28 protein-coding genes are annotated in these 23,393 nt (G+C 51.2%); 8 read left to right on the top strand and 20 right to left on the bottom strand.

What is annotated here, in order from left to right; translation table 11 throughout:
- The first annotated feature begins 4 nt into the window (after nt 1–4).
- Nucleotides 5–2,191, top strand: coding sequence for a sensor domain-containing diguanylate cyclase (locus tag GCD22_RS10420; RefSeq protein ID WP_170286735.1), 2,187 nt, complete (start codon nt 5–7; stop codon nt 2,189–2,191).
- Nucleotides 2,192–2,223: 32 nt separating this feature from the next.
- Here GCD22_RS10420 and GCD22_RS10415 read toward each other — a convergent pair whose 3' ends face one another.
- From GCD22_RS10415 to GCD22_RS10385, 7 genes are all read right to left on the bottom strand, one after another.
- A complete protein-coding gene (locus GCD22_RS10415; protein ID WP_031575323.1) occupies nt 2,224–2,556 on the bottom strand; it encodes a hypothetical protein in 333 nt (110 codons plus the stop codon).
- Nucleotides 2,557–2,572: 16 nt separating this feature from the next.
- Nucleotides 2,573–3,265, bottom strand: coding sequence for a glutathione S-transferase family protein (locus GCD22_RS10410; RefSeq protein ID WP_031575326.1), 693 nt, complete (start codon nt 3,263–3,265; stop codon nt 2,573–2,575).
- Complete coding sequence (locus GCD22_RS10405; protein ID WP_031575329.1) at nt 3,262–3,726, bottom strand: EVE domain-containing protein; 465 nt, start codon at nt 3,724–3,726, stop codon at nt 3,262–3,264. The genes GCD22_RS10410 and GCD22_RS10405 overlap by 4 nt, the downstream gene beginning before the upstream one ends.
- A gap of 4 nt (nt 3,727–3,730) precedes the next feature.
- Nucleotides 3,731–4,045 (bottom strand): iron donor protein CyaY, encoded by a 315-nt coding sequence (gene cyaY / locus GCD22_RS10400; RefSeq protein WP_031575331.1) that lies wholly within the window; start codon nt 4,043–4,045, stop codon nt 3,731–3,733.
- A 64-nt stretch (nt 4,046–4,109) separates the two neighbouring features.
- Nucleotides 4,110–5,918, bottom strand: a complete 1,809-nt coding sequence (gene recQ, locus GCD22_RS10395; RefSeq protein WP_081577397.1) for a DNA helicase RecQ — start codon at nt 5,916–5,918, stop codon at nt 4,110–4,112.
- A gap of 23 nt (nt 5,919–5,941) precedes the next feature.
- Complete coding sequence (locus GCD22_RS10390; RefSeq protein WP_031575334.1) at nt 5,942–6,778, bottom strand: symmetrical bis(5'-nucleosyl)-tetraphosphatase; 837 nt, start codon at nt 6,776–6,778, stop codon at nt 5,942–5,944.
- A 4-nt stretch (nt 6,779–6,782) separates the two neighbouring features.
- Nucleotides 6,783–7,130 (bottom strand): DsrE family protein, encoded by a 348-nt coding sequence (locus GCD22_RS10385; protein ID WP_031575336.1) that lies wholly within the window; start codon nt 7,128–7,130, stop codon nt 6,783–6,785.
- 237 nt (nt 7,131–7,367) lie between these two features.
- Here GCD22_RS10385 and GCD22_RS10380 point away from each other — a divergent pair, with 237 nt between their 5' ends.
- Nucleotides 7,368–8,192 carry an ABC transporter permease gene (locus GCD22_RS10380; protein ID WP_024894858.1) on the top strand — a complete coding sequence of 275 codons (825 nt, stop codon included), beginning with the start codon at nt 7,368–7,370 and terminating at the stop codon, nt 8,190–8,192.
- Nucleotides 8,189–9,226, top strand: a complete 1,038-nt coding sequence (locus GCD22_RS10375) for an ABC transporter ATP-binding protein (protein ID WP_226856041.1) — start codon at nt 8,189–8,191, stop codon at nt 9,224–9,226. The genes GCD22_RS10380 and GCD22_RS10375 overlap by 4 nt, the downstream gene beginning before the upstream one ends.
- Before the next feature lie 21 nt (nt 9,227–9,247).
- On the opposite strand, the gene GCD22_RS18850 is transcribed toward GCD22_RS10375, so the two are convergent.
- Genes GCD22_RS18850 through GCD22_RS10365 form a run of 3 tightly spaced genes read right to left on the bottom strand, consistent with a single transcriptional unit; the run spans nt 9,248 to nt 9,819 of the window.
- Entirely contained in the window at nt 9,248–9,424 is a 177-nt protein-coding gene (locus GCD22_RS18850) for a type II toxin-antitoxin system RelE/ParE family toxin (RefSeq protein ID WP_202806247.1), read from the bottom strand.
- A 3-nt stretch (nt 9,425–9,427) separates the two neighbouring features.
- The gene (locus GCD22_RS18845; protein WP_202806246.1) at nt 9,428–9,541 is read right to left on the bottom strand and encodes a type II toxin-antitoxin system RelE/ParE family toxin; all 114 of its coding nucleotides are present in this window, start codon (nt 9,539–9,541) and stop codon (nt 9,428–9,430) included.
- Nucleotides 9,529–9,819, bottom strand: a complete 291-nt coding sequence (locus tag GCD22_RS10365) for a CopG family ribbon-helix-helix protein (protein WP_010638636.1) — start codon at nt 9,817–9,819, stop codon at nt 9,529–9,531. Before GCD22_RS10365 ends, GCD22_RS18845 begins: the two co-directional genes overlap by 13 nt.
- Nucleotides 9,820–10,021: 202 nt before the next feature.
- On the opposite strand from GCD22_RS10365, the gene rpsT reads away from it, so the two are divergent.
- Nucleotides 10,022–10,300: a 30S ribosomal protein S20 gene (rpsT, locus tag GCD22_RS10360; protein ID WP_010638638.1), complete on the top strand. Its 279-nt coding sequence runs from the start codon at nt 10,022–10,024 to the stop codon at nt 10,298–10,300.
- Nucleotides 10,301–10,495: 195 nt separating this feature from the next.
- Here rpsT and GCD22_RS10355 read toward each other — a convergent pair whose 3' ends face one another.
- Nucleotides 10,496–12,478: a UvrD-helicase domain-containing protein gene (locus GCD22_RS10355; RefSeq protein ID WP_031575348.1), complete on the bottom strand. Its 1,983-nt coding sequence runs from the start codon at nt 12,476–12,478 to the stop codon at nt 10,496–10,498.
- Nucleotides 12,479–12,507: 29 nt separating this feature from the next.
- Nucleotides 12,508–13,347 carry a prolipoprotein diacylglyceryl transferase gene (gene lgt / locus GCD22_RS10350; RefSeq protein ID WP_031575351.1) on the bottom strand — a complete coding sequence of 280 codons (840 nt, stop codon included), beginning with the start codon at nt 13,345–13,347 and terminating at the stop codon, nt 12,508–12,510.
- A 134-nt stretch (nt 13,348–13,481) separates the two neighbouring features.
- Here lgt and GCD22_RS10345 point away from each other — a divergent pair, with 134 nt between their 5' ends.
- From GCD22_RS10345 to GCD22_RS10335, 3 genes are all read left to right on the top strand, one after another.
- On the top strand, nt 13,482–13,775 hold the full coding sequence (locus GCD22_RS10345) for a DUF6516 family protein (protein WP_035211427.1): 294 nt from the start codon (nt 13,482–13,484) through the stop codon (nt 13,773–13,775).
- Nucleotide 13,776: 1 nt separating this feature from the next.
- The gene (locus GCD22_RS10340) at nt 13,777–14,142 is read left to right on the top strand and encodes an HVO_A0114 family putative DNA-binding protein (RefSeq protein WP_031575356.1); all 366 of its coding nucleotides are present in this window, start codon (nt 13,777–13,779) and stop codon (nt 14,140–14,142) included.
- A gap of 117 nt (nt 14,143–14,259) precedes the next feature.
- Nucleotides 14,260–15,510 carry an NAD(P)/FAD-dependent oxidoreductase gene (locus tag GCD22_RS10335; protein ID WP_031575359.1) on the top strand — a complete coding sequence of 417 codons (1,251 nt, stop codon included), beginning with the start codon at nt 14,260–14,262 and terminating at the stop codon, nt 15,508–15,510.
- 55 nt (nt 15,511–15,565) lie between these two features.
- Here the strand turns inward: GCD22_RS10335 and GCD22_RS10330 are convergent, their stop codons facing one another.
- Nucleotides 15,566–16,222 (bottom strand): glycosyltransferase family 2 protein, encoded by a 657-nt coding sequence (locus GCD22_RS10330; protein WP_081577396.1) that lies wholly within the window; start codon nt 16,220–16,222, stop codon nt 15,566–15,568.
- Nucleotides 16,223–16,426: 204 nt separating this feature from the next.
- Between GCD22_RS10330 and GCD22_RS10325 the strand changes: the two genes are divergently transcribed.
- Nucleotides 16,427–17,641 (top strand): ISL3-like element ISAtc1 family transposase, encoded by a 1,215-nt coding sequence (locus GCD22_RS10325; RefSeq protein WP_012387019.1) that lies wholly within the window; start codon nt 16,427–16,429, stop codon nt 17,639–17,641.
- A 193-nt stretch (nt 17,642–17,834) separates the two neighbouring features.
- Here GCD22_RS10325 and GCD22_RS10320 read toward each other — a convergent pair whose 3' ends face one another.
- The 7 genes from GCD22_RS10320 to GCD22_RS10290 all read right to left on the bottom strand — a co-directional run bounded on the left by GCD22_RS10320 (nt 17,835) and on the right by GCD22_RS10290 (nt 23,350).
- Nucleotides 17,835–18,857, bottom strand: coding sequence for a glycosyltransferase (locus GCD22_RS10320; RefSeq protein ID WP_272945090.1), 1,023 nt, complete (start codon nt 18,855–18,857; stop codon nt 17,835–17,837).
- 174 nt (nt 18,858–19,031) lie between these two features.
- A complete protein-coding gene (locus GCD22_RS10315) occupies nt 19,032–20,093 on the bottom strand; it encodes a class I SAM-dependent methyltransferase (protein WP_031572148.1) in 1,062 nt (353 codons plus the stop codon).
- Nucleotides 20,083–21,621 (bottom strand): flippase, encoded by a 1,539-nt coding sequence (locus GCD22_RS10310; protein WP_051690581.1) that lies wholly within the window; start codon nt 21,619–21,621, stop codon nt 20,083–20,085. The genes GCD22_RS10315 and GCD22_RS10310 overlap by 11 nt, the downstream gene beginning before the upstream one ends.
- 60 nt (nt 21,622–21,681) lie before the next feature.
- Nucleotides 21,682–21,972 carry a Uma2 family endonuclease gene (locus GCD22_RS10305; protein WP_226856136.1) on the bottom strand — a complete coding sequence of 97 codons (291 nt, stop codon included), beginning with the start codon at nt 21,970–21,972 and terminating at the stop codon, nt 21,682–21,684.
- Nucleotides 21,973–22,054: 82 nt separating this feature from the next.
- Complete coding sequence (locus GCD22_RS10300) at nt 22,055–22,531, bottom strand: hypothetical protein (RefSeq protein WP_051690580.1); 477 nt, start codon at nt 22,529–22,531, stop codon at nt 22,055–22,057.
- Nucleotides 22,528–22,827, bottom strand: coding sequence for a nucleotidyltransferase domain-containing protein (locus GCD22_RS10295; protein WP_031572144.1), 300 nt, complete (start codon nt 22,825–22,827; stop codon nt 22,528–22,530). Before GCD22_RS10295 ends, GCD22_RS10300 begins: the two co-directional genes overlap by 4 nt.
- 4 nt (nt 22,828–22,831) lie before the next feature.
- Entirely contained in the window at nt 22,832–23,350 is a 519-nt protein-coding gene (locus GCD22_RS10290) for a Uma2 family endonuclease (RefSeq protein ID WP_237747437.1), read from the bottom strand.
- Nucleotides 23,351–23,393: the final 43 nt, after the last annotated feature.

Genomic DNA, 23,393 nt, shown 5'->3' with positions numbered 1-23,393 from the left:
GCTTATGCTGAAAACACTGTTACTCCTATTTTTATTAGTCGGATTGTCTCTAGCTTATCGTGCGCTGGTTAAAAATCGTAAGATGTTCCGGGAGATGAACGCCAAAGCTGATTTGCAGTCTGCCCTGTTGGAAGTGGATAGGCTTCTGGGTGATTCTTTGACCAAAGACATTTCGTCAACTATGCGACAGATGGCAGACATCCTTGCTAAACGTCTGGATGCTTCTCTGGTCTGGATTGGTGTGCAGAAAACAATAGATAACGCTGTAAGCGTCATGTCTTTGGAGGGATCACATAGAGAGGTCGCTGTTAGCCTGACGATTCCTCTTGATGCAGATGGTTCTGTACGGAAAACATTGGATAGTGGGTGTGTCCAGCGTCTGTCGCTTAAGGGAGATGCTTCCTATAAACATTGGCCAATTGCTGATGATGCCACCTTTCATGTGAGTCTGAGTGTGCCATACCGTAGTCTGGATGGTGAAAAGGGTGTTATTGTTTTTTTTCTGCCAAAATCGATAAATACAGTTACATTAAGTCATACTTTATGGACTCGACTAGCAGATGATTTTGTTGTTTTTCTGGAAAGGCGCAAGAATGCCGTCAGTGTCAGTCGTATTTCAGGATATCAGTTAGCGATTGTCGATTTTCTTAAGGATATTCTTGAGGTTAGGGAATTGTCGGCGGCCTATAACTTGGCCCTTTCCGTGCTCACTACGCGTGCTGATGCCCTCAGTGCCTGGATTGTTGCCTACCCCGATAAGAAACAGACAAACACTTCCAATTTATTAGTGGCTTCTCGAGGGCAGATACCTGAGGCTTTACTCAGGATGGGTTTGGAAAATGACAGTGTAAGCTGGCGATGGTTAGATACGGTCATGGAGCGTGTCCGCGAAAAAGAACGTCCTTTTGTGGATGAGCTGCGTTTAAATTCAGCTTTGCAAACCTGGAAAAATACTGAACCCGGAATGAAAAATGTTGCGGTGATCGGTGCATGGCCTTTGTGGGATGATTCAGGTGTTCATGCAGTTTTGTTTGTCAGTAGCACGGATCCCGAATATTTCAGTAATAATCTCCAGATTTTTCTGCATCAGCTCACAGAAATTTTACATGTTGCCGATCAGCAGATCAGTAACAAGGCAGAAATTCTCCGCCGCAATTTGCTTTATCAGGCATTACTGGATGAGGCCGATGCTGTTCTCAAAATGAATGCAGAACAACCTTTGTTAGAAGAAATATGCAGACGTCTGGTAGGCAGCACCTTGTTTGAGTCGGCCTGGCTGACTCGTCCTGCTGAGAATCTATCTCTGGAGACCTTGGCTTTTGTTTCGTCGGTAACCGAGGATGCTAATAGTTTGATGGAGCAAATTACCGCCGATTTGCTGCGCGATAGGGTGCTGCATGTATGGAAAACCGGACAGGCGCTATTTCCCTCAGAAGCTGGCAGCGCAAATAGTGCGGAGCTCCCGGTTGCGCTCTTGCCGATTATTCGCAACGCTAAGTTGTGGAGTGTTCTGGTGGTGAGATGTTGTCTGGTCGAACATCTCATCAGTGCGGATGTGAACGAGCTCTTGCATAGAGTTGCATCATTGCTGGGTCGCGGTCTGGATGAAATGGACCTGAAAAAGCAACTGGCGGATGAGCAAAATCGGCAAAGTTGGTTAGCCAATCATGACGCATTAACGGGATTGAATAATCGGCGAGGTTTGGATACCTATTTCACCCATGCCATATTGCGGGCGCAGCGCAATAATACCCTGCTAGTTATTTTGATTATTGATTTGGATGATTTTAAACCCATTAATGACAACTATGGTCATGAAGCGGGTGATCGACTACTGATCAAAGTGTCTGAGGCCTTGAAGAGCGTAACGCGTAGTACCGATTTTCTGGTACGCCTCGGGGGGGACGAATTTGTTATTTTACTGGAAGGTTTGCATAAGGCGGATGATCTGCTGCCGGTCATGGATAATATATACAAAGCCGTAGTTACGCCTTTCGTGCTAGAGGCTGAAATTAAGGTATCGGTAGGCTGCAGTGCCGGTCTGACCTTGTATCCTGAAGATTCAGCCAATTCAGACGGTTTGTTGCGCCATGCGGATGAAGCCCTTTATGTTGCCAAACGTAACAAACAAAGCCGCCCCCGGTACTGGGTAAGTTATCTGGATATTCTGGCGGCTGAAAAAAAAGATTAGCGAGCGGCACCTGATTCAGGAGATTGCAGCTCTTACTGCCGCTGCCGGATGAGTTCCTGATCAAAGGCGTTATCCAGTTCCTGGGACAATTTGAGCACCTTGCGAAAAATGAAAGGGTCGGCATCGTCGGCCTGGGCGCGCAGCCGCAGGCGAGCCAGTCCGTCAAAACTGTGGGCACGGTCTACCGGATCACCCAAAGCCTGACATTGGTTTCCCTGGTAAATGGCGATAAGCACTTCCGCCGTCAGGGGGTCTTCCAGCGTGTTGTTTTGTGCAGCCTGTAAGGCTTCTGCGGGGCTCAGATCACCGAGCAAAGGATATCCCAGGTGATGATTCAAAAATTCCACCAACTCTTGATAAGTCATTACTTACTCCAGAAAATCAAAGGGACTGGGTCATGCCGTCATTCAGCGAGATATTACAGGCATCAGCGACACGTTGAAAATAATATTGCAGATCCAAAGGAATGGTCACGCCATCCAGCAATCTGAGTAAATGCAGGTCGGCCGTCAGGATAATATCCACCAGTGACAAATCACCCGTGTAAAAGTGCTGGCGAGCCAGGATTTTGCCCAATTCGCGTAATCGTCCCCGACTCTCAAGTTGCTGGTACGCGCCGTAGCGATCATTGGCCAAAGCCTCGACGGATTGCTGGAAACGGCGTTCACATTCGTTCCGATAAAAATTCATGTCTTCTTCATCATGACTGATTTCATCATAAGCCGGCAAAACCGGAGCGATCAGTCTTTCCAGCAGCGGTGTCAGGCTGTTGCGCCACTGACAAAAAGCCGCCCATTCCGGCTCGGCAATATTCTGCTGCATAGGTAGAGTTTCGGGATAGAGCCGATCTAGTTCCGCCAATTCGGACAGCGTCGCCTGCTGTTTCTTGCCATTGGCATGGACCAGTACCGGCAAGTCCGCATAGTCCAGATCAAAAGCGGTTTCCTGGTCGCGCAGGGCACAGGGATGATCTTGCCAGTGCAGTTTTTTGGCGCTCAACACCATCCGCAGCATCTGCCCGGCAGTCGATGACCAACGGTGATACAGGTGGATTTCGCGGGCGGAATCGCTCATTGGCGACCATCGTCAACAAGGCTTAGCACATGCTGCCATTGGCTTTGGGTGATGGGCAGAATGGACAGGCGGTTGCCTTTGCGTACCAGGGGGCTATCCGCAAATTCCGGCATGTTGCGCAGGCTATCCAGGGAAATGCATTGCCTAAAACTACGCCGATAGGCAACGTCCACCAGATCCCAGCGGGGTTTATCAAGGCTTGAGCCGGAATCGTAATAATGACTGTGCGGATCAAACTGGGTGGGGTCGGGTCGGGCACTGCTGACGACTTCGGCCATCCCGACAATACCCGGCACCGCGACCCGGGAATGATAAATAAAAATGCCATCCCCCGGCTGCATGCTGCGCAGAAAATTCCGTGCCTGGTAATTGCGGATACCGTCCCAGGGTTCCTGGCCGCGCGCCTTGAGATCATCCAGAGAAAAGTCTTCAGGTTCAGTTTTCATTAACCAGTAGGCCATTATTTCAGTCCAGGATGATGTGGTCATGTAAACGATGGCTGAGTAGCCGGCCCAGGGCGGTCGTCAGGTTTTCTCCCGTCTGGCTGTCCAGCCATTGATCATCTTTGGCCGAAAAGCGGGCGGGACCATCACTGCAGGCCAGCCAGATTTGCTGAACGGCCTCCTGACGATTGATGATAATCTGGCTGCCATCTGGCAGGAGCAGGGTGAGCACGCTGTCCACCAGATCACATTCCACATCCGCAGTGCGTTCCTCAATGCGGGTCAGCAATTCTGTCAGAGTGTTTTCAACGGCGACGGCAAAGCTTTTTTCGTTCATTCGGGTTTCCTCAAGTTTGGTCCTATGATGCGACCTGACCTGTTGCAGGGCAAGTTTTGATCCATTAGGACCGGCCTGCGTGATTCAGTAATATGGCCAGAAACGATTCCCCATAAGCGGCGAGTTTGCGTTCACCAACGCCGGGCACCGTGGCGAGACTGGCCAGGCTCAGGGGGCGCAGGCGCAGCATTTCCATCAGCGTCGCATCATGAAAGATCACGTAGGGAGGTACTCCCTGGGTTTGTGCCAGGGCGCGGCGATGCTGACGTAAATCTTCCCATAGTGCTTTGTCGCTGGCAGGAATTTCCTGGACCTTCTCTTTTTTTCGGGGCTGGGCGTTGTCGTGCTGGCGCAGGGTGAGAGTTTGTTCGCCGCGCAAAATGGGACGACTCAGCGGACTCAGACGCAAGCCACCATGTCCTTCGCTATCTACTTCAACCAGGCCCCGGAGTAACAGATGGCGGAACAAGGCGCGCCAGGCGTTGGCAGATAATTCCTTGCCAATGCCATAGACCCGGAGTTGATGATGGCCCCATTGCTGAATACGGGGATCATCGCGGGCAAGCAAGACATCGACCAGATACTGAACTCCAAAACGCTGACCCGTGCGGTGTACCGCAGAGAGGGCTTTTTGTGCAGCGACGGTGGCATCCCAGGTGGCCGGAGGGGTCAGGCAGTTGTCACAATTTCCGCAGGGCTGGGCGAGGGTTTCGCCAAAATAGCTGAGCAGGGTCTGGCGCCGGCATTGCGTCGTTTCACAAAGAGCGAGCATGGCATCCAGTTTTTGGCCTTCCATTTGCTTGCGTTGCTGGTCGGCTTCAGATTGCTGGATCATCTGCCGCAGTTGCACCACATCCTGCAGGCCATAATGCATCCAGGCTTCAGCCGGCAAACCGTCACGCCCCGCCCGACCGGTTTCCTGATAATAGGCTTCGATACTTTTGGGCAAATTGAGATGGGCCACAAAACGCACATTGGGCTTGTCGATACCCATACCAAAAGCAATAGTTGCTACAATAATGACACCCTCATCGCGTTGAAAACGCTGTTGATGGCGACGCCGTTCATCTGCAGAAAGGCCGGCGTGATAGGGCAGGGCGTCCAATCCTTCAGCCTGAAGCCATGTAGCTATTTCTTCGACGCGTTTACGGGAAAGGCAGTAAACAATGCCTGCTTCACCATCATGGTGGTCGCGAATAAAACGCAGCAGGGCGTTGCGCGCACCCTGGCTGCTGCTGTGGATGTGGTAGCGGATATTGGGACGATCAAAAGACCGGGTAAAAATGCGTGCGCGTTGCAGTCCCAGTCGTTCGATGATTTCCAGACGGGTTTTGGGGTCTGCGGTGGCGGTCAGGGCAATGCGCGGTATGGCCGGGAAGCGTTCGTGAAGAACCTTCAGTTGCAAATATTCCGGGCGAAAATCATGTCCCCACTGGGATACGCAATGGGCCTCATCAATCGCGAAAAGATTGACCTGACATTGTTGCAGCAGGCGCAGGGTACGATCCTGCAGCAGACGCTCGGGGGCAATGTACAGTAAATCCAGTTGGCCGCTGCGCAGGGCTTCTTCGGTTTCGCGGATTTCCCGGGGCTGAATGCTGGAATTGAGAGCCGCCGCTGCAACCCCCGCCTGCCGCAAGGCATTCACCTGATCTTCCATCAGCGCGATGAGTGGTGATATGACTACACCAGCACCAGGACGGGAGATCGCAGGAATCTGATAACACAATGACTTGCCGCCCCCGGTAGGCATCAACACCAGTGCGTCCTGGCCGCTCATGAGTGTGGCGATGACTTCCTCTTGAGGGGCTCGAAACTGTTCATAGCCGAATGTGTGGCGCAGGATTTCGAGAGAGGGCGTAATGGTGGGCATGTCTGCTGAGCTGATGTTATTCCTTAGTTACCGGGTTGAGCATAGGCGGGGCAATTGATCTGCTGAATCAGTGGCTCGGCGAGATCAATGCGCGCTGCGCTCAACTGCCGACCCCAGACACAGCCGCTGTCCAGGGCCAGCAAGCGGTCATGCACCAGCAGACCCTGAGTCGCCCAATGCCCGCAGATAATAGAACCACTGCTCTGCCGTTCAAAAAACCATCGATGCCACGGCGCATACATATGCGCAAGGTCTTTGGGTAGGGTGCTGGGCCAGTTGAAAAGACCATCTGCGGTGGCATAACGGGCGCGGGTAAATACCGCCACCCGAAAACGCTGAGCGTCTACTTCGTTGCGGCAACCTTCCCAGCGATCCGGAGCGGGCGCAGCCCACAATGATTTCAAAAAGCGTTTCCAGTGCGGGCCGCATAGTGCCTCCTGCACCTGCAAAGCATGCTCTGCAGCGCTGGAAATGTCCCAGTCGGGATGGATGGCGGCATGGACCATCGTCCAGCCCAGCGCTTCGTCATGATGGAGCAGGGGTTGCTGCCTTAGCCATTCCAGCCAGTCACCGGCATTTTTGTCAGCGAGCAGTACCGCAAGGGTGTCACTTTTTTTGGCAGGAACAATACCCGCCCAGCGCGAAAGCGCATATAAATCATGATTACCCAGCACAATGTGGAGGCGATCCTGCCAGTTGAAAAGCTTTTTCAGTAATGGACGACTATCGGGACCACGATTCAGCAGGTCACCTGCCAACCAGAGGTGGTCATGCTGCACATCAAAGTCGACTTTTTGCAGTAGTTCGTTGAAAGGGGCACAACAACCCTGCAGATCTCCTAAAGCGTAAGTAGCACCCATGGTTTTAAAGGGTGATGACCTGATCGGAGATTTTCATCTGGCGGACCAGGGTTTTCATGCTGGCCGCCTCAATGCTGGAGTTGAGCAGGGCTTTTTCAGACTGATGCAGCCATTCCAGGCCGACCACATATACCTTCGCACCCAGTTCCTGAAGTTCATGAATAAGATCCTGATGAACCAACTGTTTTGCCCCGGTTTGCTCATCCAGAAAAGCCAGGGGGCAGGCTTCCTGAGCAAGAAAAACGCTCACCTCAACGCCATCCGCCACAGCCGACGCCGCCATGCGCAGGCCGTGCAGAACAGGATTACCCTTTGCTTCGGGGTCGGATTTGAGGAGGATGGTCCAGTGCATTATGTCTGACTCTTTAATGGATAGTTAACGCTATCTATTCCATAAGTATAGCATAAAAAAGCCGGAATAATGTATGTACTATTCGACCTTGGCCTGAGCTTGCTCTGTAGACCGTTGCTGCGCCGGGCTGTTGCTGCAGGCTTGACTGGGTAGTGCCGCAGCGCTATAACCTTGCGGATATGTTTAGCTGGGAATAACGTAAGGTTTTCCCTGGCACACCTTTTATGGGGAGGAGTATTGCAAAGCGCGGATCATGGCCCAGGCTTTCCAGCCTATCGGATGACAACGGGTTTTGACCGTTTTCGCTGGATGGGGCCTGCTTTGGCTGGCCTGGTATTTGTCTTTTTGCTGGCCCCCTTTGCAGCGCTGCTATTTGCGACGGACTGGCCTGATTTTCATTTTGCCGATGGCGATCTTGGTGCAATCCGGACTTCCTTACTTTACAGTGCGTTGGCCCTGATTATTTCCGTGCTGGCCGGAACGCCGCTGGCCTGGTGGCTGGCGCGCGGGCAGGGCCGTGGCAAGTGGTTTTTTGATGCCCTGCTGATGTTGCCCCTGCTGACGCCACCCCTGGCTCTGGGTATTTTACTGAGCAGTTTTTATGGTCCCTATTCACCCGTGGGTACTTTATTCAGCCATGCCGGCATCTATCTCACCAATACGGCTCCGGCGTTTATCCTCGCCCAGATTTATGGGGCGATGCCTTATTATATCATCGCAGCGCGGGCAGCTTTTGAAGGTGTTCCCCGCGAACTCGAACAAATCAGCAGGACATTGGGGCGCAACCGCGTTCAGACTTTTTGGCGGGTCACCTTACCGTTGGCGCGCATTGGTTTGTCAGCCGGGGTGGCCCTGGCCTGGGTACGGGCCATGGGTGAGTTTGGCATTGTGTTGATTGTGGCTTATTTCCCTGAGGGAATCCCGGTCAAATTGTGGGTCAATTTGCAAGATATTGGTCTCAGTGCAGTTTACCCCTTGCTGTGGATATTTTTTCTGGTGGCTGTCCCCTTGCCACTCTGGATTGGTTTGCGCGCCCGGCGGCAGACGCAGGCCATGTTTTGAAGCCATCGGCTCCCGCCCTGCACATTCATTGCCAGATGCAGCAGCCTCTTGCCCTGGATATCAGCTTGCAGGTACAAGGCTTCACCGTACTGTTGGGCGTCTCCGGTGTAGGTAAATCATCGCTGCTGAAGGCCGTTGCCGGTTTGCTCCCGGCCCAGGTCAATCCTTACGGAGATCTGGCCGTAGAGCAACGACCCATTGCTTATTTGCCTCAGGGCTATGCACTATTTCCGCACTTGCGGGCCTGGGAAAATGTCGCATTTCCCCTGTCGCGCTCTGCCCATCGCCATATGGATGCCCTGGCCTTGCTCCAACGGGTTGGTCTTGAAAATTTGGCGAATCGTTTTCCGTCTGAACTTTCCGGAGGCCAGAAACAGCGGGTGGCTCTGGCGCGGGCGCTAGCACGAAAACCTCAATTATTATTGCTGGATGAGCCCACTTCAGCGCTGGATATGGCGACTCGGGACGAGGTGCTGGATGAGCTGGTAAGGGAGGTTCACGTATTCGGGATTCCTGTACTGGCGGTCAGTCACGATCCGCATCTGGCGATGCTGGCGGACCATATGGCTATTTTGCGCGATGGCCGCATTGTCCAGGAAGGCGCCCCTGCCGAAGTGTTTGCACGGCCGCGTCATGTTGCTTCAGCCCGATTGCTGGGTTTCCGTAATTTTCTATCGGGTCAGATTGTCGGTTCTGAGCACAACTCCCGCCTGCAGGTAGCGGGCTCCGGATGGCAGATGCAGGCCGGGTGGCAAGCAGCTCTGTCGGTAGGAATGCCCGTACAATTGGCCATGCGCGCAGAAGACATCTACCTGCAAGAGGATGGAGCAGCGCATTGTTGTCCCAATCCCTTGTCGGTGCAGGTCAAAGCTTGCCGAAAGGAAGGTCTGAGCATGCGCCTTTATCTGGAAGGACCCGCCTCACTGGAAATGCTGCTATCCCGCCAGCAGGCCGAAGACGCACAGATCACCGTGGGAAACTTCCTCAAGGTCTGCGTGCAACCCCGGCATGTGCAGGTAATGACGGCAGAATAACTCGGCGGTTTTTGACAAAAGTCAAAGCCCGGCCTCCTTCTGGTGCCAAATGGCCAGGATCGTCACCAGCGCAGCACCGTCATAGCGATAGCGGGCCACATATCCTCTGTCGCCAAACTCGATCAGCCATTCCCTGAATTCTTCCGACAAGCCCTCAACCGTGCGCCCAATATGCGGATGATGTCCAAGTGCTTGCAGGGATTACACGATGGCTGCAGCAGCCCGTTTAGCGGCCACCGGGTTCTTCGGACGCAAAAATTCACGCAACCGCTCCAAGTCCCGCAAGGCAGCGGGCGCGAACTTTACTTGTGGCATGCCGGTGCAGTCTGCTCATTATCGTCGCCCCACGTTTCCAGCCAGGCGATTACTTCGTCTCCAGTGACGTGCAGGCCGGTTTCCTGATATTCCTCCCATGCCTTGAGCGTACCCTGCCGGAACGCCTCACGCTTTTCCTCGCGCTCTACATATTCCTCAATGGCCTGTCGCATTATCCAATGCGTTGTGCGGTGTCGGACATCGGCAAGATGCCGGATGCGATCGCGTATATCGTTATCCAGTTTCACCGATACGGTTTTTGCTGCAGTGGCTGGCATAGTTTACCTCCTGCTATCAGTAATAGGTGTTACCTTATTACACCTGAACAGCGAATGCCAAGGTCTTCCCCGTCGCGACTACGCTGCGCCTGCCACCCCGGCATGTGCAGATAATCCGTTGACAATGTTGCAGGAAAGGGTCAAAATCTGCAGCTTCAAAATTCAGCAGTAATCAGCTACGCAAAGACACGGAGAGTAAAACTTGGCGAATACAGCTCAGGCGCGCAAGCGCGTGTTACAAAACGAAAACCACCGCTTGCGCAATGCCAGCATGCGTTCACGCCTGCGTACTTACGTGAAGAAGGTGCTCAAGGCCGTCCACGCTGGTAATCAGGAAGAAGCCCGCGTGGCCCTGCATGCCGCAGAATCGGTCATCGACAAGACTGCCGGTAAGGGAATCGTTCATCCTAACGCTGCTGCACGTACCAAGAGCCGTCTTTCTGCACGCGTCAAGGCGATGGGTAGCGTCGCCGCACACTGATTGCAGCGCGCTGTTGTCACTGAAAGGGGCTGTCTGTGGATGGCCCTTTTTGCGTAAGCGTCATCCGGTGGGTGTCTTGAATGCTTTTTGTTCCTGCGATGCGGTCATAGTTGCATACATGGATGCTCCATGCGTGCAAGATGATTTTGATGTCTGGCGTATTGATGCAGAATCAGATTAGTTTTTACCCGGCATTCAGTTTTTACCCAGCATTTCGCGCAGGCGGGCAAAAGCCACGGCGGGGTCCATGGTCTCTGCCTCGCTGTCTGCACCCTGCCAGTCCAGATGTTCCTTGGGGATTTCCTGCAAAAAGCGGGAGGCCTTGGGATTGACGTCCTGACCATAGCGCCGTCGTTTGCGGCAGCGGCTAAGGGTCAGGCGGAAACGGGCGCGAGTCATTCCCACATAAAACAGGCGCCGCTCTTCGGCGATTTGTTCCGGGGTTTCACTGTTACGATGCGGCAGTAACTCCTCTTCCGCGCCCACCAGAAACACCTGGGGAAACTCCAGGCCCTTGGCGGCATGCAGGGTCGAAAGGCGCAGCACATCGCGGTCATCGTCTTCTTCCCGCTCCAGCACATTAAACAGCATTAGCCGGTTGAGAATTTCCACCAGGGTTTGCGGGCCATCTACCTGCTCCTGCAGGCGCTGCATCCAGGCCAGTAGTTCCTGAATATTCTCCCAGCGCCGGGCTGCATCTTTTTCATCCCCTTCATTATGCAAGTAGGGCAAATAGCCAATATCATCGGGCAGGCTCTGCAGGGCCGGCATCAGCTCCGCCTTCTCGACTTCATCGGCTTTCAGGTTGACCCATCCGGCAAAACTGCGCAGGGCGTTGCGGCCTTTTTCCGGCAGTTCCAGCCCATCTTCCCAAACCGCAGCAAACAGAGATAAATTCTGGGCCTTGGCAAACTCGCCGAGCTTTTCGAGGGTGCTGCTGCCAATGCCCCGACGCGGGGTGTTGACCGCGCGCAAAAAGGCCGGATCATCATCGGGATTACTCAGTAAACGCAAATAGGCCAGAAAATCCTTGATTTCGCTGCGCTCAAAAAACGACAACCCGCCGGAAATCTGGTAAGGAATGCGGGCATTGCGCAAAGCCGCTTCAAAAGGACGGGACTGATGGTTACTGCGATAAAGAATCGCATAATCCCGATACTCTCCCTGGCGCTGAAAACGGTCACGGAGAATGGCGTTGACCACCTGTTCGGCTTCATCACTTTCATCGGCGCAGTTCAGCACCCGGATGGGATGTCCATCGCCCAGAGTGCTCCACAGGCGCTTTTCAAAAAGATGGGGATTTTGCGCAATCACCGCGTTGGCGGACTGGAGAATACGGCCGGTAGAACGATAATTCTGCTCCAGCTTGATGACTTTCAGGGCCGGATAATCCTGGGCCAGACGATGCAAATTGTCGGCTGCAGCCCCTCGCCACGAATAAATACTCTGATCATCATCCCCTACAGCGGTCAGGTTGTGACGCACGCCCAGCAAATTGCGGATCAGACGATACTGGGCACCATTACTGTCCTGATACTCGTCTACCAGTAAATAACGGATACGATCCTGCCAGGCCGTGCGGGCTTCCTCGTTTTCCTGCAGCAGGCGGGTAGGGAGCAGAATCAGATCATCCAGATCCACCGCATTGCAGGCACTCAGGGCACGTTGATAGGGCTTGTAGATGACCGCTGCTTCTTCCCCCAGCCGATCTTCCCCCTGGGCCTCCTGGGGCAGAAATCCGTCATTTTTAAAGCGCGAAATGCGCGCCTGAATGGCCTCTGCCAGATCACTGGGACCATTGGCATCGCGCAGCAGGTTGCGCACCATGCTGAGACTGTCTCCCGGATCAATGACGCTGAAGTTGTTGCGATAACCCAGGCGTTCAATGTCCTTGCGCAAAATATCCAGGCCCAGACGATGAAAGGTAGATACCATCAGGCCCCGGCTGTTATGCCCCTGCAGGGATTGGCTGACCCGGCTTTTCATTTCGCGGGCGGCCTTGTTGGTAAAAGTCACCGCACAAATATGTTTGGGGGCCACCTGTTGATCACGAATCAGATGCACAATTTTACGGGTGATGACCCGGGTTTTGCCGGAACCCGCGCCAGCCAGAACCAGCAGAGGGCCATGAACGTGGTGGACGGCCTCCAATTGCGGTGCATTGAGTTCATCAGCCACTGGTCAGTAGCTCCCGAAAATGTCGAAAATCAGTGTTCGCTGACGGTTTTGCTGGAGGTTGCAGGTTTTGTTGCCGGCGGCGACTCGGCAAAGCCTCCCTTATACGCCCACCAGATAATCACCGGGCCAAGAATAATCATCGGTACGGACAAGACCTGTCCCATAGTGAACGGGCCAAACACAAAACCCAACTGAATATCGGGTTGGCGGGCAAACTCAGCCACAAAACGGAAAATCCCGTAGAACAGGACGAACATCCCGCCAATAGACCCGGCTGGACGGGGTTTGCGGCTGTAAATGGCCAGAATCAGAAACAACAACACCCCCTCCAGCAGAAATTCGTAAATTTGCGAAGGCTGGCGCGGTTGCGGTCCACCGGCAGGAAACACCATGGCCCAGGGCAGGTGACTGACCCGGCCAAACAACTGATCGTTGATGAAATTTGCCAAACGCCCCAGCCCCAAACCAATGGGTACGGCCGGCGCAATAAAATCGAGGGTGGGCAGAAAACTGTGATCTTGATGAGACTTGGCAAACGCCCAGCAGGCCAGCACCACGCCCAGCAATCCGCCATGAAAGGACATGCCACCATCCCATATATACAGCATCTTGAGGGGTTCACTGAGATAGTAGGGCAGGTTATACCAGATAATGTAACCCACCCGACCACCCAATATGGCCCCGACTGCCACATAAAATTCCAGATCGACGACCTGCTCCTTGCGCCAGTTCCAGTGCGACATTTTGCCGCGCCGAATCAGCCATACCGTCGCAATGACAAAGCTGATGATTTCAAGCAATCCATACCAGTGAATGGTAATTGGACCCAGGGGAAAACCAACGGTATTGATATCAGGAAAATGCAGCATGGGTGTCCTCACAATTTCCCGCAACCATGGCCGAGCCACTGCCTTCTGTCAAGTTGCTCAAGCCACCAAAAGAAAATTTGAGGTGATCGCGAAGATAAGTGGCTTGTTTGGTATCAGAAGTGATATATTTAATCATGGCTGACAAGCAACTGGTTGATGAGGTTCATCATATTTACAGAAAGCGAGGGAACGGGCAGCTGCGCCGGGAAGTGTGGGTGGATGAAAGGGGCGAAGTAACGCGGTACAACCTAGCCTATATCAATCACGCGATATGCGCAGTGGATAATGGTCGTGTTGTGGGATATGACAACCAGCACGGATACCACCATCGTCATTATTTGTGGGATATGCACCCGATAGATTTTATCAGTTTTGAGGATATCGAAGTACGTTTTGAAGAGGATTGGATGGCCTTAAGGAGGCAATAAGATGTTACTGCAGGTAGCCCATGAAAAAACGTTCTTTGAACGCGGCAAGAAAATTGCCCGTACAGCAGATGCCGGACAACCCATTTCCGAAGAAAAAATCATCAGTTTTGAAGACCCCTCAGACTTGCTGCATCTGCTGACTACAGCCCGACTTGCTCTAATGCAAGTGGTTTTGGAAAGACCGCTTTCCATTACCGAGATTGCGGAACGTCTCGGGCGTGATCGTAGTGCTGTGAAGCGGGATATAGACGTGCTGGCGGATTCCGGAATGGTTATTGTCGAGGAAAAACCGTTGCCGGGTCACGGACGAAAAAAAGAAGTGCGGCCTGCTGCGCATTCGCTTCGTCTGGAGGCTGTATTAGCATAATGCAGGTGATTGGGGCAGAATCTCGCTTTAAAGCCATTTAGAGGGGATCGTCATGGCAGAGAACGTGGAAGTTATGGAGCTTCGTTGCCCTCCACGCGGGCAAGTAGAGCCGTACTGATGGCCAATCAACACGCTGTCATCGTCCTGGGAGCCGGCATTGTCGGTGTATCTATTGCCCTGCAGTTGCAACTACGCGGTCGGCAAACCCTGCTGCTCGACCGCCAGGGTCCGGGGGAGGGGACATCATTTGGCAACGCCGGCCTGATTCAGCGCGAGGCGGTCATGCCGCACCCCTTTCCGCGTGCCCTGGCGCAGATGCTGAGTTACGCCCGCAATCGCTCGACGGAAGCCTATTATCGCGGCACCATGCTGCCCCGTCTGGCTATTCCCTTTATGCAATACTGGTACAACTCCCAGGAAGAACGGCACCGGGCCATTGCCCGCCACTATGCCGCCCTGATCACCCATTGCCTGGATGATCATCTGGCCCTGGCCGGTCTGGCCGGAGCGACAAACCTGTTTCGTGCCGGTGGCTGGCTGCAGGTTCATGCCCATGCAGAATCCCTGGATCATGCCCTGCAGGAGGCCGCCTACAAGGCTGAGCACTTTGGAGTCACTTATGATGCACTGGATACGGCACAAGTGGCGCAGATGGAAGCGACTTTGCGCCCTGGTCTTGCGGGAGGTATTCACTGGACCCAACCGCTGGCCGTTACCGACCCCCACGCGCTGACACGCGCTTATTTGAATTACTTTACCCAACTGGGCGGCGAGTTCCGCACCGGTAATGCTGAAAAAGTGCAAAAAGAACAAGCGGGATGGCGCGTGCAAAGCGCACACGGTCCCATAGAAGCCGCCGAACTGGTGATTGCCCTGGGAGCCTGGTCGCCGGATATTACCCGCGCCCTGGGTTTTCATCCGCCGCTTTTCGTGAAACGCGGCTACCACATGCATTACCGCCAGCCCGCCACGCCGCTCTGCCACCCGGTTCTGGACGCCGATCAGGGTTATGTACTGGCCCCCATGCAAAGGGGTATTCGCCTGACGACCGGCGCAGAATTCGCCGACCGCGACGCGCCCCGTTCTGCCATTCCCCTGACCCGCGCCGAAGCCCAGGCCCGGCGACTTCTGCCCAGCCTCGGTGAGCGCCTGGACCCGGAAGCCTGGCTGGGCTCACGCCCCTGCACCCCCGACATGCTGCCCATTATCGGTCCCGCCCCCGGCCAGAAAGGCCTCTGGTACGCCTTTGGCCACTGCCACCAGGGCCTGACCCTCGGCCCCACAACCGGACGCCTGCTGGCAGAAATGATGGGCGGTGAAACGCCGTTTACGGATCCGGAGCCTTATCGGGCGGAGCGGTTTATGTAGAATTGAAAAAATTGAAAATTAATATATAAAATGCTTATTATAATCTGTAAGATAGCTACAAAAATCTTTTTAACATAATGATAATCGGCTTGTAAAAAATTAGCCAGAAAATTCGTGATGCTGCTCCTAGTATGATTAAAGGCCAGCCATAATTTCTATATTTTCTGTAATAGTAAATCCTGGATTTCAAAAAAATAAACTCTAGCCTAAAATTAAGCCCATCTTTGTCATAATGATGGTTGTGAATTACGCTAACTTCAGGAACGTATTTCTTTTTAAATCCTTTATAATTCAATCGTTCACTAATAATTTGCTCTTCGGAGTATAAAAAAGTGTTCTCATCGAATAAACCAACTTCAAAAAGTGACGAGTTTCTGAATAACCCAAATGATCCGCCAAATATATAGGGATTTGCAATTCCAGATTCGTATTTATTTACAAGCAGGTCGTTGTTCCGTTTTTCTTTTTTTCTTAAAAATAAAATCCAGATAGGAAGTAAAAAACCCTTTTTGAAAAAAAGCTCAGAAATTTCTGTTTTATTAAATGGGCCTTCAGTTTTATTGCTTACATTGATTATTTTTGGCGCAACCCATGCGGTTCCGTTATCTTGGTTAATAGCTTTCTCTAGTATATTGATGGTATCTATATCAGTGGTATAAATATCATTGTTAGAAATTAAAGAATAAATATAGCCATTATTAATAGAAAACATGATGCCAATATTGTTGCCTTTAGAATAACCATTGTTTTTTTCTGAAAATAATAAATAAACATTCTTTTTATTATTTTTTATTAGGTTATTATTTATGATTTCATCGATTGTTATGATTATTTGAAAGTATTGGCTCTTCGTCAGATTGAGTGGGTAGGGGGTAGAATGCTGTGGAGCGGTCGTGCCCTGAATAGGAGTTAGCTGATGGTCCCTGAAGAGCTGTTTTCTCTCGCGTTAGGATTGGTTCCGCCGTGGTTGGTGGATCATGTGACTTTCACGGTGGAGGAGAAACGCCTGGATCTGCACATCAACTTTCCCAAAGGTAGTCGCTTTGCTTGCTCCGTCTGTGGTGAGGAGTGTCCGGTACATGATACCCGTGACCATACCTGGCGGCACATGGATTTCTTCCAGCATGAAGCCTATCTCCATGCCCGTGTACCTCGTGTGAAGTGCCAGGAGCATGGAGTGCATCAGATATCTGTTCCCTGGGCGCGGGAAGGCTCGCGTTTCACCCTGCTCTTTGAAGCGCTGATCATGACCCTGGTGCGGGAGATGCCGGTATTGACGGCAGCTCGCATGGTCGGTGAGACCGACAAGCTCCTGTGGCGAGTGATTGACCATTATGTGCCCGAAGCTCGTGCTGCGGTGGATATGGCCAATGTCCATGCCGTCGGCGTCGATGAAACCAGCAGTCGGCATGGACATGACTACATCACGCTCTTCGTGGATCTGAATGCCCGGCGACTCTTGTTCGCTACTCCCGGCAAGGATGCCAAGACCTTTGAGAAATTCTCCGCAGATCTACAGGCCCATGGTGGTAGCGCGGAAGCGATCACCGATGTGAGCATGGACCTCTCGCCGGCCTTCCAGAAAGGGGCTGCCGAGCACCTGCCCAATGCGGAGATCACTTTCGATCGTTTTCACCTCATGAAGCTCGTCAACGAGGCCGTAGACGACGTGCGCAAGGGGGAAGTCCTCACCCAGCCAAATCTCAAAAAGACCCGCTGGCTTTGGCTCAAGAACGATTGCAACCTCAAAATGAAGCAGAAAGAAAAGCTGCAGGAATTGCTCAAAGACCAGAACCTCAAGACGGCGCAGGCCTACCAGTTCCGCCTGACCTTTCAGGACATCTTCACGATCAAGAATCGCCACCAGGGGGCTACCCTCTTGAAAGCCTGGTTGGAAAACGCCAGAACCAGCGATCTGCCGCCTATCGTCAGGGTCGCCTACACCATCATGAATCACTGGGATGGCGTGCTCCGATGGTTCGAGAGCCAGATCACCAATGGAATTCTGGAAGGTTTCAACAGCCTCATTCAATCCGCCAAGGCCAAGGCTCGGGGTTACCGCACGCACAAGAACTTTATCAACATGGCCTACCTGATCCTGGGCAAGCTGGATCTCAGGCTACCCACTTGAAATGACGAGGAACCAAAGTATTTCTCTTTTATTTTATTTAAGAGTGCTTGTTGATTTTTTTTTCGGATCCATTGTCAATGATCAAAATATCAAATATACCGTTATTATTGTATATACTATCAAGGCAATGTAATGTTTCAATGGGTTTATTGAAGTTAAGTATTATTACTAGAATTTTTTTTACCATAAGATTTTATTCCGAATCTTCGTAAGATATGTCTTTATTTTGGTGGGACGGTAATGATAATCCTTCCTTTATGCCCATAACTTTATTTTTTCCATCTTTTATTGCATCAGAGAGAAGTTTAAATCTTTCGGGCTTTTTATGAACTATTGACATAAATTTTAATATAGATATATAAATATTCTTGTTGATAAAGTAGATGATGCTATTATCTTTGCGGACATGTTCATCAAGATATGTACAATTCCGCATATTATAATATGCTTTAAAATCTCCTGCTCCTTTCAAGATGGCGGTAAACGAATTATTGAAACGCTGGACAGCATTCCAAGCAACTTCCATGTCTTCAATCTTTGAAGATAGTATGCAAAATATTTTTCCAGAATCTTGTGTGATTCTATAGGTATACTCCGTGTCGTCTTCATAAAGAATGAAATCCTTTCGTGGAAGTCCAATTTTTTTGACTAGTTTATAATTTATGAAAAGTCCACCGTAAGGAGCCGCATCTAAAGATACGCAGTCTGGTATGTTTTTACGATAATGATTATCAATGAAAGGAATTCTGCGACGAATTTTATGAGGAATATCGCAAATGTGAAAGCCATGGAAAGATGATTTTTTTGGATTGACATACTTTAATGATTCGCCACTTGAAAGAATAATCTGTTGTGCGGGTCGATATGACAGGACTGCCAAATTTTCTTCAGGAGTGCTTTCGCATAATTTTATATATTGTGTTAACAGTTGCTGCAAGGATCCGCATTCAGGTTTGTTATCGTCATCAAGTAACCATAAGTACTTTGATCCTGAGTTTATGGCATATTCTATTCCTGCAGAAAATCCGGTTGCTGAACCAGTATTTTTACCCATTTTGAGAACACTAATAAACTCTTCATTATATTTTTCCTTACATATATCAACATCCCATTTTGCGCCATTGTCAACAATAATAATTTTAAATATTTTTTCATTTGCAACAGCCTGAATTAATCTGTCTATGAAGCTTCTTCTGTCACCATAAGTAACAGTGATAACTGTTACATCGGAAGGAGTTATTTCATGGTTTATCTTGTTCGCTATTAATATCTCTATTTGTTGTGGTTCGTGGTGATGGTCATAACTGAAGTGTTATTTTTATGTTTTAGGCTATTGATAGTATTTTATTAAGTGTTGTCTATTCCTCGGAAATCAATTTTTTCCTGTATGTTAATTGGATTGTGGCTTTTGTGCTGTTATGGTTAAATTTTCGCGTTGTGAGGGATCTATGGTTTCTATGAAATTAGCAAGATTGCTCAAAATTTGCAAGGTCATAGGTAGATTGCTGCCATTTGCATGATATGGATCTTGACCGCGAGAGATGCGTAGGCTGAATTTAAAGGTATCTGATGTATTTATAGCGCAAGATTTATCTTTAACATTTATAAAACCAGATTTTATTAGTGCCTTTTTCATGCTGATTGGATTGAAAAGAACTAAATGTCGTGGGGAATCAAGCGCAAACCAATTTTCACGGAAATGTGCATAACCAAAACTATCCATGTTAGGAGTTGCGAGCCAAATTTGACCACCAGGTTTAAGAACTCGGAATGCCTCTTGGAGGGCGGCTATAGGGTCATGCACATGTTCAATCACATGGCTTAATGTTACTATATCGAAGTGTTCCGAAGGTAATCCGGTTTTTGGGAAGCCTCCTTGCAGAATTCTAGCTCCCGTTTTTTGCGCGGTTTCCACTGCCTTTGGATCAATATCTACACCCCAGGCTTCCCATCCTAATTCCATCGCGGTATTTAAAAAATGCCCATTACCACAGCCAATGTCAACCAATAGTCCAGAGTTGTTACTGTTGGGTAAGTGGCGAACGCTTTCATCTATCTGATTTCTTTTTCGCTGCCATAGAACCGCAATCCATCTTCCAATTATCCATGCGGGTTGTATATCCGCTTTGTAGCGATAATTGAGGTAGCCGTTGCGTAGGTTTCGTTTTATATACGCAAAGTTGCTTTTCGGATTGTCATTTTCTTCATTATGAGTGAAATAATGCTTATAAGCCAAAGCTATTGTATCTGATGTCGGTCTAGGATCCAGGTAACCTGTCCCACAAGACGTGCACTGATTTAGTGACCATTTCCCCGGCGCACAAAAAAATACTCTGTCGGTTAGTTCTGCATGGAGCAATTTTCTGTCTGGCTCTCCGCAGATTGGACAGCACTCTACCCGTTCTAATCCATCCTCGGGCCATTTTTGACTTTCAATAGTGTCAAGCGTCATATTTTTTATGAACCAACCTTGAGTAGAAGTTTATTGCTTGCATCAAAAACATACGCGATACGGTTGTACGTTGATCTTGCGGGATACTAACAAGAGACCATCCGATACTTATACTTGTCAAAAATATAGATGCGATAATATATAGCACGGAGTCATAAGGCAATTCAAAAGCAATAACAAAAGCCGTAATAATTGGTAGTAAACTAGCAAAAGTAAGGCTCAGTCCTGATGTTGTCTTCGCCGCCCAGAACAAGAGCATGGTATCCGCCAGTACGCGTAGATCCCATGCCCAGGCTGCACCCGCTATGCCAATCAGTTCAATCAATAGCCACAGAATTGCAATGTAGGGTATCAGTTCCAGGACATGAAATTTCGCTGGTAAATCAGGACGTCCTCTGCTTTGTAGATAGGTATAGGGTATTCCCGCCAGCGCATTGACCCATATTCCAACTAAAAGTATTTGACCGACGGGGGCTGCCCTTTCTGCTAAGCCTGTACCTACCCAAAAAATCATAAAAGGCTTGAGAAGTAGCAAACCCAACACCACTATCGGGGTCATGAGAGCCCCAATAGTTACTATTGTCCGTGTCGCTAGTGCCCCTGCATCGGCGGGTTCTTGCATTGCAAATCGGGGAAATAAAGCTGTTTGCAGGCTGCTAGGTAACATAGTGGAGCGCATGACCAGATTATAGGGTACGGTGTAAGCGGTGACAGCCACCATGCCCACTTGGGCACCAATAATAAAACGGTCAAAAACGGTCAACAGAGGGCCAACCAATCCAGTGACTGTGATCCATCCGCCATAGTGCAGCAATGATCGTATTTGTTTGAAGTCAAAACAAGGGCGCGGCGATAGGGGTACATGACGATATGCCAGTGCAAAAAGTAAAAATGCGCTGAGTAGTCGGCCGGTGATGGCAGCTGCAATCAAATAAGGTAGCGTGATCCATCCAGAATAAGCCATGATTAATGGAAAAATTTGATAGAGCACCGTACCAAAAATTTGTGCTCCATTCAGTGCGATAAAGGCTTGTCGACCTTCCAAGGCACCCGACAATAAAGAAATAATAATGGCGAGAGGCAGTGCCGATGCCAGCCATGGCATGGCATTTTCTGCTTCAATACGCAAAGCGCTTTGAATATGAAGGATGTGGACAAAAATCCAGTCGCCGATCAGGTACAGAATAACCCCGCCAACCAGTCCAGTCACTGCGCTGATAACCAAACCTGTCCAGAAGATACCCTGCCGCTCTTCTGCGGTAGCATCGTGGAGAATGGCGATTCGGTTAGCAACGGCTCGACCAAATCCCAGATCGAACACGCCGAAATAGCCCAAAAGTAGCCAGACGATGGCTAGGACCCCATAGCGTGCTTCACCAATGAGATGAAGGTAAAGGGGTACGGTTATCAGTAGCAATAGCGCTGGGATGGCCGCACCTGCTAGATTTAACAAGGTGGAATGGGAAAGGCGAGGACCATTGAGGATTGGTGTTGTTTCAGGCTCGGTGAGACTGGGTGACTCGCTCATTCAAACGTTTCCGTTGAGAATATATTTGCTGCAATCTGCTCAGGACGCTTGCGCATATCTTCAATCCACCCATAGCCCGGCCAGCGACAAAGGCACCGCCGCAAACGGATCAATGTTGGCTTCATCATCGCCGCCCCAGGTGCCGAGCAGCAGCCAATGGCCGTCCTGATTGGCGAAAGCTTCCAGAGTGCGGACTTCGGGGTCAATTAACCAGCAATGGGCGATGCCAGCAGCGGCATAGCGGGGGAGTTTGAGAATGCGATCTGTGCGCGCCGTGGCGGGGGAAAGCACTTCGCAAGCCCAGTCCGGGGCCATTTCAAACCATACGGTGGTCATAATATATGGCCACATGGGCTGCCTGTTTCCTGGCCGAGGTTTTCCGCAGCATTCTGGCAGAGTTGGGCGATTTGTTCCGGGCTGAGGCGCACAGGGTTCAGTCCGGCAGCACTGTGTGCATACGGGTGGCAAATCCATTCAGTATGGTCAATACCTGTTCAGCGGCAGCTATAGCCAAGCGCCACTGCGCGTGGCGTCCCGCTGGCGTTTCCGGGTAGTCATGGGCAAATGCGTTGCGGATACGGCGAAGTTCCGACCATTCCGCCGCAGAGGGTAGCCAGCCCAGTTGTTCCAGACGATTGAGGCGATCCACGACAGGCATGGCGGCGATATCCTCCTCCAATGCGCACAGAATGGCGGGCATCAGTCGTGTACCCATATCGTCTTGAATGCGCGTATATCGGTAGGCGAACTGATCGAGCAGACGGCGATCTTCCTTGGCAAGCTTATTCCACTCGAGTTCGTGCAGATCCCGCTGATGGAGATCAACGAGCGCCTCCTGCAAGGCTTCCGCGTGACCAAGGCATGTCGAATAGGCATGAGCCAAGGCGAGTCGTTCTGGCGTCTGTTTCACAAGGCAAGTCCGGTTTCGTGGGCGACGCGCACAATAGGGCGATCATCGTTAGGCTGTTCGATGACAAGGTCGATTTTTTGCTCGCCAAGGCGGGATTCTAGCAGGCCAAGCATGCATATTTTGCACCGCAATGCAACGTCAGACGACAGCGCGCGCGTCTGAACGAGCAGATCAATGTCGCCGCCCCGCTTGCGGTCATCCACGCGCGAACCGAAGAGCCAGACACGGGCTTCGGGGCCGAAGCTTTCGGCAGCGCTCTGGCGGATCTGGGCGATTTGCAGGGGGCTGAGGCGCATATCTTCAATCCACCCATAGCCCAGCCAGCGACAAAGGCACCGCCGCAAACGGATCAATGCTGGCTTCATCATCGCCGCCCCAGGTGCCCAACAGCAGCCAATGACCGTCCTGATTGGCGAAAGCTTCCAGAGTGCGGACTTCGGGGTCAATTAACCAGCAGTGGGCGATGCCAGCAGCGGCATAGCGGGGGAGTTTGAGAATGCGATCTGTGCGCGCCGTGGTGGGGGAGAGCACTTCGCAGACCCAGTCCGGAGCCATTTCAAACCAGGCGGTTTGAGGTAACACTGGCATGCGTTCGCGGCGCCAGCCAGCGAGATCGGGTACGAGAATGTCTGCATTCAAATGTAGTTCCGGCTCATCCAGAATCCACCAGCCGCCGGGGCCACCGCGCCCACGTCCGAAAGGTTGTCCAAGTTCAACCCCAAGGTTTGATGTGGCAAGGGCATGAGCAGGTGCCGGCCGGGGTTGGGTGTGCATTTGGCCAGCAATGATCTCACCCACCATGTTTTCAGGCAGGTCCAAAAGATCTTCATAGCGCGCAGGGCGTGGAGCGGCGGTCATAGTG

This window comes from Acidithiobacillus thiooxidans ATCC 19377 (assembly GCF_009662475.1).
GTDB classification, from domain to species: domain Bacteria; phylum Pseudomonadota; class Gammaproteobacteria; order Acidithiobacillales; family Acidithiobacillaceae; genus Acidithiobacillus; species Acidithiobacillus thiooxidans.
This window is presented reverse-complemented; position numbering and strand designations above follow the sequence as displayed.

What these genes read in the sequence shown, in the direction of transcription:
- GCD22_RS10420 (WP_170286735.1), top strand. Translation starts at nt 5, where the DNA reads ATGCTGAAAACACTGTTACTCCTATTTTTATTAGTCGGATTGTCTCTA.
- GCD22_RS10415 (WP_031575323.1), bottom strand. Translation starts at nt 2,556, where the DNA reads ATGACTTATCAAGAGTTGGTGGAATTTTTGAATCATCACCTGGGATAT.
- GCD22_RS10410 (WP_031575326.1), bottom strand. Translation starts at nt 3,265, where the DNA reads ATGAGCGATTCCGCCCGCGAAATCCACCTGTATCACCGTTGGTCATCG.
- GCD22_RS10405 (WP_031575329.1), bottom strand. Translation starts at nt 3,726, where the DNA reads ATGGCCTACTGGTTAATGAAAACTGAACCTGAAGACTTTTCTCTGGAT.
- cyaY (WP_031575331.1), bottom strand. Translation starts at nt 4,045, where the DNA reads ATGAACGAAAAAAGCTTTGCCGTCGCCGTTGAAAACACTCTGACAGAA.
- recQ (WP_081577397.1), bottom strand. Translation starts at nt 5,918, where the DNA reads ATGCCCACCATTACGCCCTCTCTCGAAATCCTGCGCCACACATTCGGC.
- GCD22_RS10390 (WP_031575334.1), bottom strand. Translation starts at nt 6,778, where the DNA reads ATGGGTGCTACTTACGCTTTAGGAGATCTGCAGGGTTGTTGTGCCCCT.
- GCD22_RS10385 (WP_031575336.1), bottom strand. Translation starts at nt 7,130, where the DNA reads ATGCACTGGACCATCCTCCTCAAATCCGACCCCGAAGCAAAGGGTAAT.
- GCD22_RS18845 (WP_202806246.1), bottom strand. Translation starts at nt 9,541, where the DNA reads ATGCCACAAGTAAAGTTCGCGCCCGCTGCCTTGCGGGACTTGGAGCGG.
- GCD22_RS10365 (WP_010638636.1), bottom strand. Translation starts at nt 9,819, where the DNA reads ATGCCAGCCACTGCAGCAAAAACCGTATCGGTGAAACTGGATAACGAT.
- lgt (WP_031575351.1), bottom strand. Translation starts at nt 13,347, where the DNA reads ATGCTGCATTTTCCTGATATCAATACCGTTGGTTTTCCCCTGGGTCCA.
- GCD22_RS10345 (WP_035211427.1), top strand. Translation starts at nt 13,482, where the DNA reads ATGGCTGACAAGCAACTGGTTGATGAGGTTCATCATATTTACAGAAAG.
- GCD22_RS10340 (WP_031575356.1), top strand. Translation starts at nt 13,777, where the DNA reads ATGTTACTGCAGGTAGCCCATGAAAAAACGTTCTTTGAACGCGGCAAG.
- GCD22_RS10335 (WP_031575359.1), top strand. Translation starts at nt 14,260, where the DNA reads ATGGCCAATCAACACGCTGTCATCGTCCTGGGAGCCGGCATTGTCGGT.
- GCD22_RS10330 (WP_081577396.1), bottom strand. Translation starts at nt 16,222, where the DNA reads ATGTTTTCTATTAATAATGGCTATATTTATTCTTTAATTTCTAACAAT.
- GCD22_RS10325 (WP_012387019.1), top strand. Translation starts at nt 16,427, where the DNA reads ATGGTCCCTGAAGAGCTGTTTTCTCTCGCGTTAGGATTGGTTCCGCCG.
- GCD22_RS10315 (WP_031572148.1), bottom strand. Translation starts at nt 20,093, where the DNA reads ATGACGCTTGACACTATTGAAAGTCAAAAATGGCCCGAGGATGGATTA.
- GCD22_RS10310 (WP_051690581.1), bottom strand. Translation starts at nt 21,621, where the DNA reads ATGAGCGAGTCACCCAGTCTCACCGAGCCTGAAACAACACCAATCCTC.
- GCD22_RS10305 (WP_226856136.1), bottom strand. Translation starts at nt 21,972, where the DNA reads ATGTGGCCATATATTATGACCACCGTATGGTTTGAAATGGCCCCGGAC.
- GCD22_RS10295 (WP_031572144.1), bottom strand. Translation starts at nt 22,827, where the DNA reads ATGCGCCTCAGCCCCCTGCAAATCGCCCAGATCCGCCAGAGCGCTGCC.